This window comes from Niabella sp. ZPM-14, assembly GCF_055693045.2.
The window spans coordinates 1,104,119-1,120,278 of sequence record NZ_CM181148.1 but is presented as its reverse complement, the minus strand read 5'-3'; the positions used below and the strand labels follow the sequence as shown (position 1 = coordinate 1,120,278).

At 47.6% G+C, this 16,160-nt stretch carries 14 protein-coding genes; 5 read left to right on the top strand and 9 right to left on the bottom strand.

Annotated elements, in window-relative coordinates; all coding sequences use genetic code 11:
- Positions 1-64: 64 nt before the first annotated feature.
- The 4 genes from ACU37H_RS04770 to ACU37H_RS04755 all read left to right on the top strand — a co-directional run bounded on the left by ACU37H_RS04770 (position 65) and on the right by ACU37H_RS04755 (position 3,150).
- Positions 65-634 (top strand): anthranilate synthase component II, encoded by a 570-nt coding sequence (locus ACU37H_RS04770; protein WP_472703219.1) that lies wholly within the window; start codon positions 65-67, stop codon positions 632-634.
- 74 nt (positions 635-708) lie between these two features.
- Positions 709-1,701 (top strand): anthranilate phosphoribosyltransferase, encoded by a 993-nt coding sequence (trpD, locus tag ACU37H_RS04765; RefSeq protein ID WP_472703218.1) that lies wholly within the window; start codon positions 709-711, stop codon positions 1,699-1,701.
- 31 nt (positions 1,702-1,732) lie between these two features.
- Entirely contained in the window at positions 1,733-2,521 is a 789-nt protein-coding gene (gene trpC / locus ACU37H_RS04760; RefSeq protein ID WP_472703217.1) for an indole-3-glycerol phosphate synthase TrpC, read from the top strand.
- A gap of 26 nt (positions 2,522-2,547) precedes the next feature.
- Positions 2,548-3,150, top strand: a complete 603-nt coding sequence (locus tag ACU37H_RS04755) for a phosphoribosylanthranilate isomerase (RefSeq protein ID WP_472703216.1) — start codon at positions 2,548-2,550, stop codon at positions 3,148-3,150.
- 359 nt (positions 3,151-3,509) lie between these two features.
- Here the strand turns inward: ACU37H_RS04755 and ACU37H_RS04750 are convergent, their stop codons facing one another.
- From ACU37H_RS04750 to ACU37H_RS04730, 5 genes are all read right to left on the bottom strand, one after another.
- A complete protein-coding gene (locus ACU37H_RS04750) occupies positions 3,510-4,409 on the bottom strand; it encodes a DUF4097 family beta strand repeat-containing protein (protein WP_472703215.1) in 900 nt (299 codons plus the stop codon).
- The gene (locus tag ACU37H_RS04745; RefSeq protein ID WP_472703214.1) at positions 4,384-5,085 is read right to left on the bottom strand and encodes an anti-sigma factor; all 702 of its coding nucleotides are present in this window, start codon (positions 5,083-5,085) and stop codon (positions 4,384-4,386) included. The genes ACU37H_RS04750 and ACU37H_RS04745 overlap by 26 nt, the downstream gene beginning before the upstream one ends.
- Positions 5,082-5,624, bottom strand: a complete 543-nt coding sequence (locus ACU37H_RS04740; protein WP_472703213.1) for an RNA polymerase sigma factor — start codon at positions 5,622-5,624, stop codon at positions 5,082-5,084. Before ACU37H_RS04740 ends, ACU37H_RS04745 begins: the two co-directional genes overlap by 4 nt.
- Before the next feature lie 267 nt (positions 5,625-5,891).
- Entirely contained in the window at positions 5,892-7,457 is a 1,566-nt protein-coding gene (locus tag ACU37H_RS04735) for a hypothetical protein (protein ID WP_472703212.1), read from the bottom strand.
- 297 nt (positions 7,458-7,754) lie between these two features.
- On the bottom strand, positions 7,755-7,976 hold the full coding sequence (locus ACU37H_RS04730; protein WP_472703211.1) for a PspC family transcriptional regulator: 222 nt from the start codon (positions 7,974-7,976) through the stop codon (positions 7,755-7,757).
- A gap of 373 nt (positions 7,977-8,349) precedes the next feature.
- Between ACU37H_RS04730 and ACU37H_RS04725 the strand changes: the two genes are divergently transcribed.
- Positions 8,350-10,617, top strand: coding sequence for an aconitate hydratase (locus ACU37H_RS04725; RefSeq protein WP_472703210.1), 2,268 nt, complete (start codon positions 8,350-8,352; stop codon positions 10,615-10,617).
- Between the two features lie 267 nt (positions 10,618-10,884).
- Here the strand turns inward: ACU37H_RS04725 and ACU37H_RS04720 are convergent, their stop codons facing one another.
- From ACU37H_RS04720 to ACU37H_RS04705, 4 genes are all read right to left on the bottom strand, one after another.
- Entirely contained in the window at positions 10,885-11,721 is an 837-nt protein-coding gene (locus ACU37H_RS04720) for a ThuA domain-containing protein (protein WP_472703209.1), read from the bottom strand.
- Positions 11,722-11,768: 47 nt separating this feature from the next.
- Entirely contained in the window at positions 11,769-13,124 is a 1,356-nt protein-coding gene (locus ACU37H_RS04715; RefSeq protein ID WP_472703208.1) for a DUF6807 domain-containing protein, read from the bottom strand.
- Between the two features lie 2 nt (positions 13,125-13,126).
- Positions 13,127-14,533, bottom strand: coding sequence for a putative oxidoreductase C-terminal domain-containing protein (locus ACU37H_RS04710; RefSeq protein ID WP_472703207.1), 1,407 nt, complete (start codon positions 14,531-14,533; stop codon positions 13,127-13,129).
- 77 nt (positions 14,534-14,610) lie between these two features.
- Positions 14,611-16,041: a Gfo/Idh/MocA family protein gene (locus tag ACU37H_RS04705; RefSeq protein ID WP_472703206.1), complete on the bottom strand. Its 1,431-nt coding sequence runs from the start codon at positions 16,039-16,041 to the stop codon at positions 14,611-14,613.
- Between the last annotated feature and the right edge of the window lie 119 nt (positions 16,042-16,160).

The following is a 16,160-nucleotide window of genomic DNA, read 5'->3' as shown; positions in this document are numbered from 1 at the left end:
ATAGTGGGTTGCCGATTCGCATTGATCAGTAAGTAACCACCAAGCATGGACAAATAAAAAAAATATGAAACTGCTCGTTTTTGATAATTACGATTCTTTCACCTATAACCTGGTACATCTTGTAGAGAAGATCTTGCACCAGAAAGTAGATGTGTACCGCAACGACCGTATTCCCCTCGAACAGGTGCAGCAATATGATAAGATCATCCTTTCGCCGGGTCCGGGGATACCGGAAGAAGCAGGCCTGCTGTTGCCTTTGATCAAAGAGTATGCGCCTTCCAAATCCATACTGGGCGTGTGTTTAGGGCAACAAGCGATCGGGCAGGTATTTGGAGGCAAGCTCTCCAACTTGTCTGCGGTTTATCATGGTGTCGCAACCAATTGTCAGCTGGTCAAAGCAGACGATAAATTGTTCAAAGGGTTGCCCCAACAGATCGAAGTGGGACGGTATCATTCATGGGTTGTAGACAAAGAGGGTTTTCCGGAAGATCTTGAAATTACTGCGGTCGACGAAAACAACATGGTGATGGCTTTGCAACACAAGACCTTCGATGTGCGCGGCGTGCAATTTCACCCGGAAAGCGTGTTAACACCCACGGGCGAACAGATGTTAAGAAACTGGTTAGCGGCCTGATCTGAACAATGATACACCATCAGTGAACAACCATTGATGTGATTACGCCGGAAATTAAAAAAATTAGAACAAGGATGAAAAAGATACTGAGCTTACTGTTTGAACATAAGACATTAGACAGATCGACAGCCCGGGAAGTGCTGGTCAACATCGGCAAGGGCGTTTATAACGAGCATGAGGTGACTGCATTCATGACGGTGTTCCTGATGAGAAGCATTACCCTTCAGGAACTACAAGGCTTCCAGGATGCGCTGCTGGAGCTTTGTGTGCCTATTGACTTTGGCGGGATGCAGACCATTGATATTGTGGGCACCGGCGGCGATGGAAAAAATACATTTAATATTTCAACGCTTTCCTGCTTTATCGTGGCTGGTGCGGGATATAAAGTCGCTAAACATGGCAACTACGGCGCATCAGCGATCAGTGGGTCATCCAATGTGATCGAATCGATGGGGTACCAGTTTAAAAATGACAACGCCCGTCTGCAGCAGGAGCTGGAAGCGGCCAATATCTGCTTCTTACATGCACCGCTTTTCCACCCCGCTTTAAAGAACGTGGGACCGATCCGGAAAAACCTGGGCATGCGTACTTTCTTCAATATGCTGGGGCCGCTCGTGAACCCGGCTGCACCATCCTTCAGTATCATCGGTGTGTATAACCTGGAGATGGCAAGGCTTTATAATTATCTGTTGCAGCAGCAATCGCGTGAATTCGCGATCGTGCACGGCCTGGATGGTTATGATGAGATCTCCCTGACCGGAGACAGCAAACTGTTCACCCGTACCGGTGAAAAAATATTATCAGCGACGCAATTAGCAGGAATGGAAGTGCAGCCGGAAGCGATAACCGGCGGTAACACCGTTGCAGAAGCTGCTGATATTTTCAAGACCATTATAGAAGGGAAGGGAACGGCTGCACAGGAAGCGGTTGTGTTGGCCAATGCTGCTGTTGCGCTCCATGTAACCGGGGCTTTCAAGAGCTATGACCATGCCTTCGAAGCGGCTACCGACAGTCTTAAAAGTGGTCAAGCACATCAATGTTTACAAAAGTTGATCTCATTACAATAATTTGCAGGATTGTTAAAGCCCTGAATTTCGTATGAATATATTAGATACTATCATCGCTCATAAAAAGACAGAAGTGGCCGCCCGTAAAGCAGCCACGCCTGTGAAAGAACTTGAAACGCGTGCAGCTTTCATGCGCCCTGTATATGCACTTTCCACTGCACTAACGCAGGAGGGATCCACCGGGATCATTGCTGAATTTAAGAGAAAATCTCCGTCGAAAGGTTTTATTAAGGAACATGCGGACGTGATGGAGATTACCACCGCTTACAAGCGATATGGTGCGGCATGCCTGTCGGTATTGACCGACGAGTCTTTTTTTGGCGGCAGCGACGACGACCTGAAACAAGCACGAAGCAATGAGATTCCCATTTTGAGAAAAGATTTTATAGTGGACGAATACCAGATCGTAGAGGCGAAGTCCATTGGCGCGGATGTCATTTTGCTGATTGCCGCCTGCCTGACCCCTGCTGAAGTGAAGCACCTGGCGACCTTTGCACAGTCTCTGGGGCTGCAGACGATACTTGAGCTGCATGCAGAAGAGGAGCTGGATCATATCTGCGATGCCACACCTATTGTAGGCATCAATAACCGTGATCTTAAAACTTTTGCTGTAGATATTGAACGCAGTCTGCGCATGGCGGAACGCTTACCGAAAGAAAAAATAAAAGTGGCGGAAAGCGGAATTGATAAGATCGATGATATATTACTATTCAAACAGAACGGCTTTAAAGGGTTCCTGATCGGTGAGTATTTTATGAAACAGGAAAACACACCTGCCGCTTTTGAAACCTTCGTTCAACAACTGAAAGCAGCTCAATGACACGGCTTCAACTAAAAGTATGCGGCATGACTTCTGTTCAGCAGGTGAAGGACCTGGTGGACATGGGTGTCGATTATGCCGGGTTTATTTTTTATGACCGTTCGCCACGTTTTGTAGGCGATCGCATTCAACCCGAAGATCTCAAAGCCATAACCAGCATACAGAAAACAGGTGTATTTGTCAACGAGTCAGCGGAGGTCATTACGGAAATGGTGGACCGGTACGGCCTGCAGGCGGTGCAGCTGCACGGCGATGAAACACCGGAGTTGTGCAAAATGCTGCAGGACAAAGTGACGGTCATCAAAGTGTTCCGTCTTCAGGGAGATGAAGCCCTCACCGGGTTGCTGGCGCCCTACCAGGAGGCTGTATCTAATTTTTTGTTTGACACCAGGGCCAGGGAATATGGCGGCACCGGCAAAAAATTTGATTGGTCTGTGCTGGAAAATGCGGCTATTAATAAGCCTTATTTTTTGAGCGGTGGCATCGGTCCGGATGATGTGCAGCAGGTGCGTTCTTTTGTCAAATCTGAAGATGTATTTGCGTTAGATCTCAACAGTAAGTTCGAGACAGAGCCGGGTATCAAAGACATGGACCTCGTGAGAAAATTTGTAAATGAGATCAGGCCTTGAACAACGAGATTTCTCCCCGTCCCAGCCCGAAAGATCATTCTGGCAAGAACAGGGAACCTTCTCGGGTCATCGAACGAGATTCCTCGGCTCCGTTTCACTGCGCTCGGAACGACGGCCATTGGTATATCGTCATGGTGAGCGCCTGCCCGGCCAGAAGGGACGGGAAACGAAGTGCCCGCCGGATGAATCCATTCGGAGGGGGAGCCGAACCATCTCTTTCAAGTAACGGCGAGATTTCTCCGCTTGCTCCACTTTGTTACGCCCGGTCGAAACGACGCACCAGGCAGTAGCTTGCAGCGCAATCATGGCCAGTGAAAAGCAGCGTAACCCGGCGATCTCTACCAATGTCACGGCACTACTTATTTCAAAATCACATCTCCAAAGCTGCTGCTGATGGTCACAGATGCTTTGCCAGAGCCGGTTCGGCCGGAATAGGTTTTATCAAACGTAGGGCCGTATTTCTTTTCCTTTGTTTCGTTCACGATGTCTACACTGCTGTTGTTTTTAAGATTGCCAAAGCTGGTCTGGATCTTGAAGCTGGCATCCAGGTTAGAGGGCACATCAATGGCTACGTCGGAATAAGAGATCTTCATATCGAGGTTGCTCAGGGTCTGTAGCAGTCCCAGCGTAGACCCCTTGCAGAAATCTATCTTGCTGGTGATATCGCCGGATAACCGGTCTATCTTCAACTTCGAATAGGAAATCTTAATGCGCGCATCATTCACAGCTGTCGAAGTAAGGGACCCGAATTCCACATCCAGCTCTTTGGCATTGCTCAGTTTTCCGGTAGTCAATGATCCAAAGGATTGGGACACATTCACGGCGCCTTCCCAATCGGGCAGGGTGGTGTTGCCGAATTCATTCCTGATATCGATGGGATTCTTAGAAGGCATATGCACCACATAATTCACCTCCATCTTGCTGTTTCTCGATTTGTTGTTCGAGTTGGAAAGCCTGGTATTGAAAACAATCGGGTTGCCATCGCTGCTTTCGATTTGGATATTGTCCAGTATCGCTTGTGTGGCCCTGTCGTCTCTCGATGAAGCGATGACCGTCACGTCCACCTTCACTTCGTTCCTGTTCCAGTTCTTCACCTCTACTTGGCCGAATTTATTGGAGATCTTCACCTTTTGATTGCTACGCAGCGCGTAGGTTTTGCTGTAGGTCTTTCTTTTCTCTCCGTTGTCTGCGTGAATAGTGAGTGTTGCTACCGTAAGAAGGCACAACAGCACACTACAAATTTTTATAGCTTTTTTCATTTTTCTTCTTTTTGTTATGAACTTCTTTTAAAATAGTCAGTTGCTTATTCAATAAGTCTGACTGCATTTTCAAATTGCCAATCATGGCTTCGAGGAGCTTCTCGCTATTGACGCCGTTCTTAAACTGGGCTTTCAATGCGTCGTAAGAAGTCTCTAACATTTCCATATCCTTAGAGAAAGCTTTATACAATTCAGGCTCTGTTTTTTTCAGCTCTTTCATTTGTCCCTGCTTGATCTCGATCAGGCGGGTATAATGATATAATTCTTCTTCGCTGATATCAGCAGCGGCCATTCCTGCTTTCGGGCGGTCGGCTTCGGCCGGAGCGAGGCGGGTAGCCGGCGTATCCGTTTGGATCGCCAGCTGCTCGTCTGCACTATTTTCTTCCACAAACGGACTGCTGTCTGCTGCCGGAAGGCTGTCGTAGCTTTGCGACGCCACCTCAGGTGCATTGTTTTCAGTTCGATTCAGGAGGTGAAAAATAGAGGCAACCCCGAACAGCAATACAACAGCTGCTGCAATTTTCATCCAGGCCTTCATGGCAAATACTTTCCCCTGGCGCTTTGAGTTCTTTTGATCCAATTTTTTCTCAATGCGCTGCCAAAGTGCGTCGGATGGCGTATAATCATCCATTGCTTCTTTGTTCTTCCTGATAAAATCTTCTAATTTTTTGCTCATGTCATCGAGTTTACAATGTCTATCACTTTTTTCCGCGCGCGGTGATAAATAGTTCTGACATTATTATGAGAGATACGTAACATCGCGGCAATTTCTTCCTGCTTCAGTTCGTCAACTACAAAAAGGTTGAAGATGACGCGATAGTTTTCCGGGAGTTGCGCTATAGCCTTTTTAATTTTGTTAAGGTCTGCCACGAAGTCTTCTTCGTCAATGAAGCTGGCATCGACAGATTCCAGGTTCCCGATTTCCGGGTCCACCCACTGGATCTTCTTTTTCCGGAGCAGGCTGATCGACTTGTTGATCACTATCCGCCGCAGCCAGCCCTCAAAAGAGCTTTTATAAGTGAACTTGTCCAGACTGTTGAAGGCGTCCATAAAAGACTCCTGCACGACATCCTCCGCATCTGCCAGGTTGTTCAACACCCGCATGCTGCTGTTGATCATACCCTTTGCATAGCGATGGTATACCTCGTAATAGGCCTTCCTATCGCCCTCCCGGCATAATTCCACCTGTTCGTCCAGTGCTATCTCCAACTCCAAGCTTTATATATTTGTTTGCTTATATATAGTAATAGCAAAAATCAGCAGAATGTTACACTTTCAAAACAAATCCTGACAGATAAAATTTAAATGTTTGAAAGTGAGCTTTTTGTGCTTCTAAGGGCCTTTGCGGGCTATGAAGAATCAGGCCGGAACTGTGATGAGCGGCATCATTTCCAGGCCTTCGGTCGGCTTTTGGGGCTAAATAAAAGATCAGCGCAGGAAACATTTTCACTGCGCTGATACCGGAGCTGAGTTGAATAAATTTTACCTGGAGACAGCTTTGACAATATCGGATGCATGGGAATTCCCGTCTTTGTCAATCTGAACGATCCTGACAAAAACCTTGTCGGGTTGGATATCAACGCTGCTATCTGATTTTGAACAGGCGCTCATGCCCGCGATCAATCCGATCCCCATGATGGCTCCCGCAATCAACCGCTGCCGTCTTCTAAAACCGAACAACAGCAAGCCCAGGCCCAGCGCCGACATCGCTGCCGGGCCGGTCATATTACCTAAGAAAGCATAATGCAGGGTGGTTTCGCTGTTGCCGTCCGCAGCCTTGCTGTTGATCGTTCCGATCTTTTTAAAATTTCTGCCATCGTTGGAGATTTCGATCTCGAAATGATCGTTAGCTTTTTCCGAATAGGTCGACCAGGTGAGCTGCAGTTTTCCTTCGCGAAGCTGTGCTTCAATCGGTCCAAAGACCACGGGTAAACTCGTTGGACCGGGTATCGCTGATGCAAAATCTCCCCGTAAATGATTTTGATTATTATAGACTACGGTCGCGATATTACTCATAGCGAGATTGTCCACATGACCGCTGGTCAGATTGATCTGTCCATATTGACCGGAAGTGAACAAGGCGAACAATGCGCCGGAAGGGGTGAAGCTAATGCCCGCCACTTCCTGGTCAGGCGTTTGGTTGGTGATAGAGCCTACGGACGAGAGCGTGGCAACACCATTTTCAGGAAGGGAGGCCATGATCGGGAATCCCACTACATCTACTGATTGACCCGGCGTAGGCGACGGGTCCTGGTAGTTCAGGTAAGCATACAGCTTTCCGGTTACCGGGTCGATATCAATATCCTGTATACCGCCGTTGCTATAGCTTACATCGGGATAATTTTCATTTACATCCTCAAGGAAGCCATTCATACCGGTGATGATCCTGGAGTCTGTGGTCGTCAGTTCATAATAGGTGATCGCACTTTGCGGGATCCGCACGTTGGGTGTAGGTGGAAGTGTCGCCACGTTACTGAGCCGGACAACAAAAGTCCTGATATCGTCTGCATTCAGATTGAGGGGCGCACCGGTGGTTTGCGAAGCGGCAACCTTGTTCATCCCGCTTTGCTTCAGGGCGATCGTCATGTAGACGTACGAGCCGTCGGCAGATAGGGTGCCGGCGGAAAAGTTTACGAACTCCGCCACGTCATTGCTACCCGGAACGGGCGCTCCCTGTCTGGTAACCGGCAAAATGCCCACATTGGTATAGTTGCCCGCTGCATCAAGCCGATACAGGCTCACGTCGTCCGAGACGGAATTAGGCGTGCTGGGATTATTAAACGCGGTGCCATACAACAACCGGTCGATGCGATTGAGTCCCACTCCGTTAACATTGACGGGCAGGTCGATGACCGGGCCGGCGACAAAAGAGGTGGCGTTTTCCGGTGTACTGGTGGTGTACAAGGTGTACCGGCGTTCAGCAGTATTGCTACCGGGTTTAGCCAGTACGATGTATGTATTATAAGGGAACGGAGTTTGTGCTTTTACGGCGGCGACAGCCACCATTGCGATCATCAGGCAGGCCGCAGCATAAAGTTTATTTGGCATAAAGAAGTTTTACAGAGACAGATATTCGGATTGTGTCCTGCAAAACTAGAGTGGCGGTCAGCCCGGTCTGTGCAACATTCGATGAATGCCCTTAAAGCGTCGCCGAATGGATTTTAAAAAGCGATGGGAAAAACTAGGTTGGTAAAAATGTTGAATGACGGCGCGCCATCCGAAAATTTCTGGAAAAATAAAGAGATGCATCGGTGGCTTAAAGAAAACGTTGAGCCAACGCCCGCAGGTTTGAAATCTGGCGCAAAAATACTGGAGCCAGGAAGCGGGCGATGTTTTAAAAAACACTTACAAATAATACCAGGGATTTCGCTTGGAAGATGAAATATAATTTTTCATGTTTTTCCAGAAAGCGAGCACCATATAAATAATGATGGGAGAACCCATGGTCAGTACCGACGAATAAATGAAATATTGCCGGATGCGACAGGTAGAAATATCGAGTTTATCACCAATAGAAGAGCAGACACCAAAAGCATTCCACTCCACAAAACTTTTAAGGCGGTTCATACGTTCTAAAAATGGTTTAATAAGACAAATTTATAAGAAATTAGGAAATTCAAAAATTATTGCGACCGTCCCTGGATAAACACATAAAGTTTTGTGCCAATAATAGCATTTGACGCCATCCGGGGTTGCGAAAGTGGATTCATCACCGGATTCGTGGCATGAATTTTACCGGTTATTTCCTGAACACCGATACAGGCGCTCATTTCATATCGATCCGGCGCAAGTTCGTGATCGGCCCGGAACCGGGCAATTGGCCGTCGTTTGACGATGAATCCCGCGCATTACATTAAAATATATTGAGTTAATAGCGCTGTTTTTTGTAAATTCGCGCCATTGCTTATGGAGGTATTTAATTTAGATAAATTATTATAAAATGGCATTCGATCTCGATCTGATTAAGAAAACTTACAAGGAATTTGAACAAAAAGTGAACGATGCGCGCCAGTTGCTTGGCCGTCCTTTGACTTTTACCGAAAAAATATTATATGCGCATCTGACCAACCCGGCCACACGGGCGTACGAGCGCGGTGTAGATTATGTAGATTTTGCACCGGATCGCGTGGCGATGCAGGATGCAACAGCGCAAATGGCGTTATTGCAGTTCATGCAGGCGGGCCGCGATAAGGTGGCAGTACCTTCTACCGTTCACTGTGATCACCTGATCATGGCCGAAACCGGTGCTGAAGCTGATTTGAAGCAAGCCAACACAGAAAGCAAGGAAGTATATGATTTTCTGGCTTCTGTATCCAATAAATATGGCATCGGGTTCTGGAAGCCAGGTGCGGGTATTATTCACCAGGTAGTATTGGAAAACTATGCGTTTCCCGGCGGCATGATGATCGGTACTGATAGCCACACCGTGAATGCCGGTGGTTTAGGCATGGTAGCGATAGGTGTAGGCGGAGCTGATGCCTGCGATGTAATGGCGGGTTTACCGTGGGAACTCAAAATGCCGAAACTGATCGGCGTGAAACTAACCGGTAAATTAAATGGCTGGACCGCACCCAAAGATGTGATTCTGAAAGTGGCCGGCATCCTTACCGTGAAAGGCGGAACAGGCTGTATTGTAGAATATTTCGGCGAAGGTGCTAAATCCATGAGCTGTACCGGTAAAGGAACCATTTGTAACATGGGGGCTGAAATCGGAGCTACCACTTCAACTTTTGGATACGACGAAAGCATGAGCCGCTACCTGAAAGCGACCGGCCGTGAAGATATTGCTGCGTTGGCAGACGATATCGCTGAGCATTTGACTGCAGACCCTGAAGTATATGCTGATCCGCAACAATACTTTGATCAGCTGATAGAGATCAACCTGGATGAGCTGGAACCACATTTGAACGGACCATTTACGCCGGATTTGGCTACTCCTATTTCTAAGATGAAAGAAGCAGCGGCTGCCAATGAGTGGCCCACCAAAGTGGAAGTGGGATTGATCGGTAGCTGTACCAACTCCTCTTACGAAGATATCAGCCGCGCTGTGTCTCTGGCAAAACAAGTAAGCGAAAAAGGTTTGAAAACCAAAGCCGAATTTACCATTACGCCGGGGTCAGAGCAGGTGCGCTACACCATCGAGCGCGATGGCTTCCTGGACACTTTCGACAAAATCGGAGCTACCGTATTTGCGAATGCCTGCGGTCCCTGTATCGGGATGTGGAACCGCGTGGGAGCAGAGAAAAAAGAAAAAAATACGATCGTTCACTCCTTCAACCGCAACTTCGCGAAAAGGGCGGACGGAAACCCGAATACTTACGCCTTTGTAGCTTCTCCTGAACTGGTGACTGCATTGGCTATTGCGGGAGACCTTACTTTCAATCCCCTTACGGATACCCTGATCAATGAAAAAGGGGAGACTGTAAAATTGGATCCTCCAACTGGAGATGAACTGCCTTCAAGAGGTTTTGCGGTAGACGATCCGGGCTACCAGGCACCGGCGGCTGACGGTAGCGGTGTTGAAGTGATCGTGTCGCCTGAAAGCAAGCGTCTGCAATTATTAGATCCTTTTACTCCATGGGAAGGGACTGATCTGAAAGGATTGAAGCTGTTGATCAAAGCGAAAGGGAAATGTACTACCGACCACATTTCTATGGCAGGTCCCTGGTTGAAATTCCGTGGTCACCTGGACAATATCTCTAACAACATGCTGATCGGCGCTGTCAATTATTTTAATGATAAGACGGACAATATCAAGAATCAGCTGACCGGAGCTTATGGACCTGTTCCGGCCACGCAAAGAGAATATAAGGCAGCAGGAATCGGAAGCATCGTGGTGGGTGATGAGAACTATGGAGAAGGTAGCAGCCGCGAGCATGCTGCGATGGAGCCTCGTCATTTGGGTGTTCGTGCCGTACTGGTGAAATCTTTTGCCCGGATCCACGAAACCAACCTGAAAAAGCAGGGTATGTTGGCACTTACATTTGCTAACAAAGACGATTACGATAAAATTCAGGAAGATGATATCATCGATATTTTAGGTTTGACGGAATTCGCTCCGGGCAAACCTTTGACCCTGGTCTTGCATCACGCCGATGGAACCAGCGAAAACATTGAGGTGAACCACACTTACAATGCGCAACAGATCGAGTGGTTTAAAGCCGGTGCGGCTTTGAACATCATCCGCAGAGAATTTGCAGGTAACTAAGCATTACGCATCAGATAAATACAAATAGCCAATCCGTAAGGGTTGGCTATTTTTTTGGATACTGACAATCTGCCGTACCCGCTTCGCAAGGATATACATAAAGACGAATGATGGGGCTGTCAGAGCCGCCATCTTTTCAGAAAGACTCGTGCTATCGGGCCGACCCGGCTGCGCCGTTCGGACGAGAATGAGGTTGGGGTGGTCTAATCAGTAAACTAAAGATGCTCCGTCAATACTCCAAATCGAGGCATCCCTGGTAAACCGCCTCTAAAACCTTACAGGATCATTCGGTGACTGAGCATAGGCTTTCGAGAAGTCAAGTTTTTTGACAGCTGTGTTGGCCACATATTCGATTCCGCCCATGATCAGCTTCAGGTAGGTAGGATCTGAATAGCTTTCTTTGGAATGACCCAGGGTCGTGCACCAGGTGGTGCCACCATCGAAATCATGATACCAGGCGCTGGGGACGTATTTATGAAGAAAACCGACACTTTTATTGATCATGCTCGTCTGGCTTGTGTCCAGCGTAGAAAAGTCGTTGACCATTACCGTACGCGGACCCGGATAGATTTCTTTGGCAAAGTAACATTCATCGTATCGTGTCCAGACAGCCGGTGTGTACTTCATCGACGGATGTTGGCGATCGATCACTTTGATGGTAAACTCCTGGCTCTTGGCGTGCCATAGGAAAGTGCCGCCCAGCAACATTTTAAACCATTCCCAGTGGCGCTCTGTTCCGGTCACAGAATGAATACCGACAAAGCCTCCGCCCGCTTCGATATATCTTCTAAAGGCCAGGCGTTGCGCATCTGTATCAAATACATCGTTATTGGTGCTGGTAAAAATGAGCATCCGGTATTGTTTCAGATTGTCTTCGGTCATTACTGATGGATGGGATGACGTGTCTACTTTAAAGCCGTGTTTTTTCCCGAGATCTATAATGGCCTGTGCCGCAAACGGAACGTTGTCATGAATAAAGCCCACTCCATTTTTCTTATACACCAGGACACGTATATTCTTCCAGTTCGTCTGTGCAAATACCGATGCCTCCGGAACGGTGATTATCAAAGTTACCATGGCCCATATGGCTATTATCTTTTTCATCTGTTTTAGTTTTATTGTTGTTAATATTTGAAGAAGGTCCGCCTGTTTTACTGTCCTTTTTTAATGGTGAGCTTTGGGGGATGGGCAAACGATTGCCATACTTCTTCTGCTTCAGTTTTGGATATTTGATTGTCAAAAACCAGGAACCTGTATTTCAGCAGGTAGGTTTTGCCTGGTTCCAGCAGCCAGTCTTTATTTTTCGTGGGTGAGAAATTAAGGAATACATCCCCACGGCCATTCATGTTTTCCGGCCATACGCGCAAAGGCTCGGGGTGGTTGTAGTTGGATGGATAACTCATCATGACCAGGCCACCATAATCGTTGCCCAGGCTTCCCTGGGTGAGGCACCAACGGGCTGTGCTGCCATCTGCCTCTTTCCGGTTCTTACCTTCAGAGGTGAGCGTCATGCTGTTGTCTTTATCCCAGGCTTCGGTGGCCCTGATGCCCAATCCGCCGTAGCGATACTCCAGCAGGCGCACCGGACTGGAACCCGCACAGCTCAGTTGAGATGTGATATCCAGGATATAATAGGCATCTGAAGGTTGTTGCTTATAGATCCTGATCGTTTGTATCTCATTGATGGCCGGTCGCTCAGCACCGTTTTTTTTAAAGGCGATATGCTCGTGCAAGGCGCTGAAACCCGCATAAACAGGCCCTTTTTCGATAGCGGCGAAACCCTCAAAGCGTACGGTTCCTTTTCGGTCGCGCAGGTTCCAGAAGTCGACCGTATCCTTTTCAAACAACACATGCGTCCACGGATTCCACATGCCCCAATGATGGTAATGATCCTTAGCGTTGATCCGCGTTAGTGCATGACCCGCTGGCGTGTTTAGCGGATGAATGAAGCCGCTTCTTTTATAAGCCGTGTCAACACCCTGAGGCGGATACACGGTTTCAGAATGGTATTGCAGTAATTTTTTTGAGTTATCGGTGATCGTGTAAGCGCCCTTGCTTTCATCGATCTGTATACCCGGCAATGCAGCCCGGGAGGGAGCTGCCACCAGCTCGAAAACCCTTTTCGTTTTTGCCGACGGCGTGATCAGCCAATGCAGGCTCCGGTTATCTCCGGCGCCCGCTACCTGGAATGCGATGTTGGTTCTTTTGCCGTTTTGAACTTCGAGCAATTGCAAACTGCTGTCCGCTATGTTGGTGATTGCATCCAGGTTGATCTTCATCGGAATATTAAATCGCTCTTTACCGGTCGTTGTCGCTTCAAGTGTAGCAATGGGCTGCCCCTGCAACCCCACTACCGCAAGTAAGGAAAAAAAGGAAACTCCGAGCATGCGCGGTAAGCGCTTTTGGAGACCATTAAGTGCAGCAGATGCCGCGCGCTGCTTCAAAGCCGGAGCACTGCAATCAGGAACGACAGCGCCGACATAACGGGTAAAAAGATGCTTCTTCATGTTTATTGATTGCCTGATTTTTTGGCAAGTTCCAAAGCAGAAGTGGTGATATAATATTTCGTGATCATGTTCGGCACTTCCCAATCCGGTAATTTGCCTTCTTTAAGATAGAAAAGGTAAGCTTCCGTCACCTGGCCAAAATGCGCTTCATGCCCGGTGTTATATTTTTCAGGAATAACTGCCTGCCAGCCATTGGCCGATTTTTTGATTTCAACTCCGGGATATTTCGATTGGATAGATGCCAGCGCTGTTGTCAGATCTTTTTCAAAAGCGGCGTCGTCTTTCTTTACGGGTTCGATATACAATACCGGTTTATAGTTCTCTTCTTTTCCCTGCCTGATAACAAGGTTTGCCCGTGTGCCGCGCATGATGGAGTAGTGCGTATCACCGGTACCTTCGGGTGCTTTATATCCCCAGGTTACAGAAACTTTTGCATGTACGCCGCGTAGCTTATAATTGATCTCTCCATTGCTATATACATTTAATGTGGTATCGTTGCTAACGTCCTTTTTCAGGTAATCCGGAAACGCTCTCTGTTTGGTGATAGCGGTGAACTGGCTTAGATTCATGGGTGTGAACCAACGTCTTGCCGACAACAATGTTACATCTTTCGTATAATCTAATGCCTGACCAGGGAAGCATTCCCATTGCACCAGGTCCACCAGGTGGGTGGTAACATCCACGATTCCCTCGCCTTGCTGGCTCACGTCCATAAACCACGAAGGGCGCTGCAACACATTGCCTGAAACGAATTTGTAGAAGTAGTGAACGCTTTCTTTTGTAACGGCCGGATTGTCCGGGGTGCCTTTTTCAAGCTCGCCAAACACAGATGATAGCTGAGAAAACTCTTTCTGCAATATCGTATTGATCTCAAAACGCTCGGTCATGATATCGTATAACAATACGTTTTTTTCTTTGGCTTTTGCAAAAGCATTTTTCAATAACTCAAATCCATCTTTATTGATCACCATGGGTTTGTCGGCCAGTACGTTCATTCCGGCATCCACCGTCTTAAAGATATATTCGGTCTTTTTCTGATTGTTGCCGGCCATCACTACTACATTGTTTTTCGCGGATGATCCGTTTGAACCGGATTTTTGTTCTTCGATCATCTTTTGAAAAAAGTCCGGCCCTGTGTATACGTGCTCGTTCCAATGCGTAGGATCTTCGGCCCTCGTATTAAAACCGTCAATGCGTTTTAAATGCAATTGCAGGTCTTCGCCTTCAGGCGCATATACGTAAACGTTGCTATCTACGCCGGGCAGCGAGGTCTTTTGAACCAGTGCGGCATGGAAGTGTCCCGGGTCGAGTGTGATGATCGTTACAGCGGCATCTTTTTTATCGGTATCAGGATTGCTTTGGCATCCTAATGCTAATGACATCAATAAGGCAGGGTAAATAAATTTCATGTAGATTTTTTTAGTGCTCCTGGTTGCTCATGCTGGAAGATCCGGACGAAAAGCCAGTTGCATCAATGCGATGGTTTTTATTTTTTTAAATTGTTTAATACATAATTGGTTCCGTAGGGAAAGCGTTGCGGACGGCTCAGCAGCTTGTTGGCTTCGATATTGTCTTTGAACACTTCCTTCTTCGGGTCCCAATACAGTTTGGTACCCATCTTCATCGCCGCAAAGGAAACGAGGCAGGCGCTGCATGACCGGTGTGCCACTTCGGCCGGGCTGATTGTTTCCTTTTTATTCTGAATACATTCAAGCCAGTTCTGGTGCTGTTCCGGGCTGTCGTACAAATGCACTTCGTTCGGTTTGATGACGGAAGTCAGGATCGCTGGATCGCTCGCGTTAAAGGCTTTCGCAGGCTTGTCGCTGCTTCCGGGATCAGATCCGGTTACGGATACTGCGCCCCGCGTTACAAAGATCCATCCGTCTTCGCCCACAAACTTAACACCATTAGGATTGTCGCTATTGACAAACATGGTCACACCGTTCGCATATTTGGCTTCCACTTTATAATCTCCATGGACGTTCCATAAGCCGGTAGTGGGAAATTCCGCTGAGCCGGTCACTTCTATTGGACCGGTAAGTTCTGTATTCATGCCCCAGTGCGCGATATCGATATGATGCACCCCCCAACCGGTGATCATGCCTGCACCAAATTGCTCAAGGCGCAACCATCCTGGTCTCGGACCATTGATCTCTTTCTGATCATGCACGCGGTCCTGGGTATAATAAATATAAGGGGTAGAGCCAAGCCACATGTCATAATTGAGGCCTTCCGGAATGGGCATTTCTGTTGTAACACCGCCTGATGGATCAGCCGGCAGCCCTACGTGCACTTCTCTTAATTTTCCAATACGCCCGTTGCGTACCAATTCACAGGCTTTTCTGAACTGAACGCCGCCACCTCTGGATCTTTGCTGACTGCCCAGCTGAAACGTGACACCCATTTTTCTCACGATATCGCTCATGGTTCTTCCTTCTTCGATGGTGAGCGAAGTAGGTTTTTGCAGGTAAATGTGTTTGCCTGCAAGCGCTGCTTCCATAGCCGGTTGTGCATGCCAATGGTCGGGCGTACTGATAATAACGGCGTCTATATCTTTGCTGGCGATCAGGTCCTTATAATCGTCGTACATTTTTGCATCGATATAATTCGCTTTTCCTGTTTTCTTTTCGTAGTAGCTATCGATAAAGGTTTTGCCTTGTTTCAGGCGGTTTTTATCAACGTCAGCCACAGCGATCACGCGCGCCACTTCGTTCTTCATGGTCTCGGGCAGGTCATGTGTCATAGCAATACGACCAAAGCCGATCTGTCCGATGTTGATCTTATTGCTCGGTGCATTTTTTCCGAAAACGGTGGATGGTACAATGGTCGGAGCTCCCTGCAACAGTATGCCTCCGGCGGTGAGCTTAAAAGAGTTTTTGATAAATTTTCTCCTGCTTCTGGTTGACTGTGATGACATTTTTTAAAAGTTTTTTCACTTAAGAAATCATGATTGTTCCTGATTCGTCGATAATGGTTGGGGGCAAGCAATGATCACAATCATTGCGGTTTCGTATGCTACTAAGATAAACGTTTTGA

What these genes read in the sequence shown, in the direction of transcription:
- ACU37H_RS04770 (WP_472703219.1), top strand. Translation starts at nt 65, where the DNA reads ATGAAACTGCTCGTTTTTGATAATTACGATTCTTTCACCTATAACCTG.
- trpD (WP_472703218.1), top strand. Translation starts at nt 709, where the DNA reads ATGAAAAAGATACTGAGCTTACTGTTTGAACATAAGACATTAGACAGA.
- trpC (WP_472703217.1), top strand. Translation starts at nt 1,733, where the DNA reads ATGAATATATTAGATACTATCATCGCTCATAAAAAGACAGAAGTGGCC.
- ACU37H_RS04755 (WP_472703216.1), top strand. Translation starts at nt 2,548, where the DNA reads ATGACTTCTGTTCAGCAGGTGAAGGACCTGGTGGACATGGGTGTCGAT.
- ACU37H_RS04750 (WP_472703215.1), bottom strand. Translation starts at nt 4,409, where the DNA reads ATGAAAAAAGCTATAAAAATTTGTAGTGTGCTGTTGTGCCTTCTTACG.
- ACU37H_RS04745 (WP_472703214.1), bottom strand. Translation starts at nt 5,085, where the DNA reads ATGAGCAAAAAATTAGAAGATTTTATCAGGAAGAACAAAGAAGCAATG.
- ACU37H_RS04735 (WP_472703212.1), bottom strand. Translation starts at nt 7,457, where the DNA reads ATGCCAAATAAACTTTATGCTGCGGCCTGCCTGATGATCGCAATGGTG.
- ACU37H_RS04730 (WP_472703211.1), bottom strand. Translation starts at nt 7,976, where the DNA reads ATGAACCGCCTTAAAAGTTTTGTGGAGTGGAATGCTTTTGGTGTCTGC.
- ACU37H_RS04725 (WP_472703210.1), top strand. Translation starts at nt 8,350, where the DNA reads ATGGCATTCGATCTCGATCTGATTAAGAAAACTTACAAGGAATTTGAA.
- ACU37H_RS04720 (WP_472703209.1), bottom strand. Translation starts at nt 11,721, where the DNA reads ATGAAAAAGATAATAGCCATATGGGCCATGGTAACTTTGATAATCACC.
- ACU37H_RS04715 (WP_472703208.1), bottom strand. Translation starts at nt 13,124, where the DNA reads ATGAAGAAGCATCTTTTTACCCGTTATGTCGGCGCTGTCGTTCCTGAT.
- ACU37H_RS04710 (WP_472703207.1), bottom strand. Translation starts at nt 14,533, where the DNA reads ATGAAATTTATTTACCCTGCCTTATTGATGTCATTAGCATTAGGATGC.
- ACU37H_RS04705 (WP_472703206.1), bottom strand. Translation starts at nt 16,041, where the DNA reads ATGTCATCACAGTCAACCAGAAGCAGGAGAAAATTTATCAAAAACTCT.